The sequence below is a fragment of the Microbacterium sp. genome (assembly GCF_049661145.1).
In the GTDB taxonomy this organism is placed as follows: domain Bacteria; phylum Actinomycetota; class Actinomycetes; order Actinomycetales; family Microbacteriaceae; genus Microbacterium.
On record NZ_JBASZT010000060.1, the window covers coordinates 1 to 2,633 of the forward strand.

The window sequence follows — 2,633 nt, forward strand, 5'->3', positions numbered from 1 at the left end:
GCCGACGGCGGCGGCGAGCGCGACGAGGCTCTGCGGCTCGTCGACGACGAGCAGGATCGCCTCGAGGCGCCGGGCGACGGCCGCGCTCGTCGAGGCGGGCCCCGAGCCTGTCGAATCGTCAACGGTCATAGTCGGCTCCCAACGCGGCGAGGTTCTCTTCGGACCAGCGTTCCGCGGTCCAGCGCAGGGTCAGCTCGCCCAGCGGTTCCAGCTGCTCGAACGAGAGTGCGGCGTGACGATACAGTTCGAGCACCGCGAGGAACCGCGCCACGACGACCCCCGTCTGGGTGACACCCGAAACGAGCTCACGAAAGCTGAGCGTCCCGGCATCCCGCAGCAGCGTGACGACGATGGCCGCCTGCTCCCGGATCGACACGAGCGGCGCGTGCAGGTGGTCGAGGCCGACGTGCGGGATCTCCTTCGGCGCGAAGGCGAGCATCGCGAGGGCGGCGAAATCCTCCTTCGACAGCGTCCACACCAGTTCCGGGACGGCGCCCCGGTACTTCTCGTCGAGGCGTACGGCCCGCGCATGGCGCCGGTCCTCCCGGCGCAGACTCCGCTCGAACCAGGTCGAGACCTCTTTGAAGGCCCGGTACTGCAGCAACCGGGCGAACAGCAGGTCGCGTGCCTCCAGGAGCGCGACCGACTCGGCATCCACCAACTCTCCCTGCGGAAGGAGCCCCGCGACCTTCATGTCGAGCAGCGTCGCAGCCACGACGAGGAACTCGGATGCCTGTTCCAGCTCTTCGTCGGGATCCAGCCCCTTGAGGTACGAGATGAACTCGTCGGTGACTCGGCTCAGCGCGATCTCGGTGATGTCGAGTTCGTGTTTGCCGAGCAGTGTCAGCAGCAGATCGAACGGGCCGTCGAAGCCAGCGAGCGAGACGCGAAAACCCGCGGGCTCGTCGGTTGCGTCGGGCTCCGCGGGCGCGGCGGTTTCGTCAGGCGACGGCGCCACGGGCGACCAGCTCCCGCGCCAGGCGCAGGTAGGCCTGAGCCGCCGCATGCTCCGGCGCGAACGTCGTGATGGGAACGCCCGACACCGACGCGTCGGGGAACTTCACGGTACGACCGATGACGGTTTCGAGCACGTCGTCGCCGAACGCTTCGACGACCCGCTCGAGCACTTCGCGGGAGTGCAGCGTCCGCGCGTCGTACATCGTCGCGAGCACCCCGTCGAGGGTGATGGAGGGGTTGAGCCGGTCGCGCACCTTGTCGATCGTCTCGATCAGCAGCGCGACGCCGCGCAGGGCGAAGAACTCGCACTCCAGCGGGATGAGGACGCCGTGGCTGGCGGTCAGCGCGTTGACGGTCAGCAGGCCCAGCGACGGCTGGCAGTCGATGAGGATGACGTCATACTCTCCCGCGACCTTGCGCAGCACGCGCGAGAGGATCGTCTCGCGAGCCACCTCGTTGACGAGGTGCACCTCGGCCGCCGAAAGGTCGATGTTCGCCGGGAGGATATCGAGGCCCTCGACGGAGGTCGACACGATGACCTCGTGCGGGTCGCGCTTGGTGTCCAGCAGCAGGTCGTAGATCGTGGGGATGTCGTGCGTCGCGATGCCGAGCCCCGCCGACAGCGCGCCCTGCGGGTCGAAGTCGACCGCGAGCACCCTGCGTCCGTACTGCGCGAGCGAGGCGGCGAGGTTGATCGTCGTCGTGGTCTTGCCGACGCCGCCCTTCTGGTTGCACAGGGCGATGATGCGCGCGGGGCCGTGACCGGTCAGCGGCGGCGGGGTCGGAAAACCGTGATAGGGCCGACCCGTCGGCCCCATCGGGGTGTCTTCCGAGGAGGCCTTCTTCGTCCCCCGCGTCTTGTCCGTCACCGACACTCCTGCTCCTTGTTCGCGTCTGACCGATTCTCGCACAGCGGTCCGCGTGTGCCCCGCCGGACGCGCGGCGGCGCACGACCGCCGCCGCTTCAGGTGGCGCTTTCCACGGGAACCCCGGTGATATTTCCGAGGAAGGCGTCACCTCAACAGCCACTGGTCCCGCCGTCCGCGCCGCGCATCCCCGCAGGAGAACCAGACCGTTCACTCCGACCCGCTACGGTATGCGCGTGATGGGGATGGATGCCGGGAACCCCGCGCGCAGCGCGGGTGCTGCGCCGGGCCCGCACGGATCCTCGTGGGAGGTCTTTCTCGTCTTCCTGAGGCTCGGCCTCACCTCTTTCGGCGGCCCGATCGCGCACCTGGGATACTTCCGCACCGAGCTCGTGCAGCGGCGCGGCTGGATCGACGACCGCGCGTACGCCGAACTCGTCGCCCTGTGCCAGTTCCTGCCCGGGCCGACCTCCAGCCAGGTCGGGTTCGGTCTCGGCCTGCTGCGCGCCCGAGCCGCCGGGGCGGTCGCCGCATTCGTCGCGTTCACGCTGCCCTCGGCCGCCCTGATGGTCGCATTCGCGTACGGCGCCGCCCTGTTCCAGGGCCCCGTCGGTGAAGGTGTGCTGGCCGGCCTCAAGATCGTCGCTGTCGCGATCGTCGCGCAGGCGGTGTGGGGCATGGCGACCACCCTCACGCCGGACCGACCGCGCGCGACGATCGCCGTTGTCGCCCTCGTCCTGGCTGTTGGGCTGGCGGGGTCGGCCGGGCAGCTCGGCGCGATCGCGGTCGGCGCGCTCGCCGGCGCAGTCT

At 69.8% G+C, this 2,633-nt stretch carries 3 protein-coding genes; 1 reads left to right on the plus strand and 2 read right to left on the minus strand.

The window, feature by feature from the left end; all coding sequences use genetic code 11:
- Nucleotides 1-118: 118 nt before the first annotated feature.
- Complete coding sequence (locus WBP48_RS02690; protein ID WP_424435699.1) at nt 119-958, minus strand: segregation and condensation protein A; 840 nt, start codon at nt 956-958, stop codon at nt 119-121.
- The gene (locus WBP48_RS02695) at nt 942-1,775 is read right to left on the minus strand and encodes a ParA family protein (protein ID WP_424435705.1); all 834 of its coding nucleotides are present in this window, start codon (nt 1,773-1,775) and stop codon (nt 942-944) included. Before WBP48_RS02695 ends, WBP48_RS02690 begins: the two co-directional genes overlap by 17 nt.
- A 287-nt stretch (nt 1,776-2,062) precedes the next feature.
- On the opposite strand from WBP48_RS02695, the gene WBP48_RS02700 reads away from it, so the two are divergent.
- Nucleotides 2,063-2,633 (plus strand): chromate transporter (locus WBP48_RS02700; protein WP_424435702.1); only part of this gene is annotated, 571 nt, incomplete at its 3' end.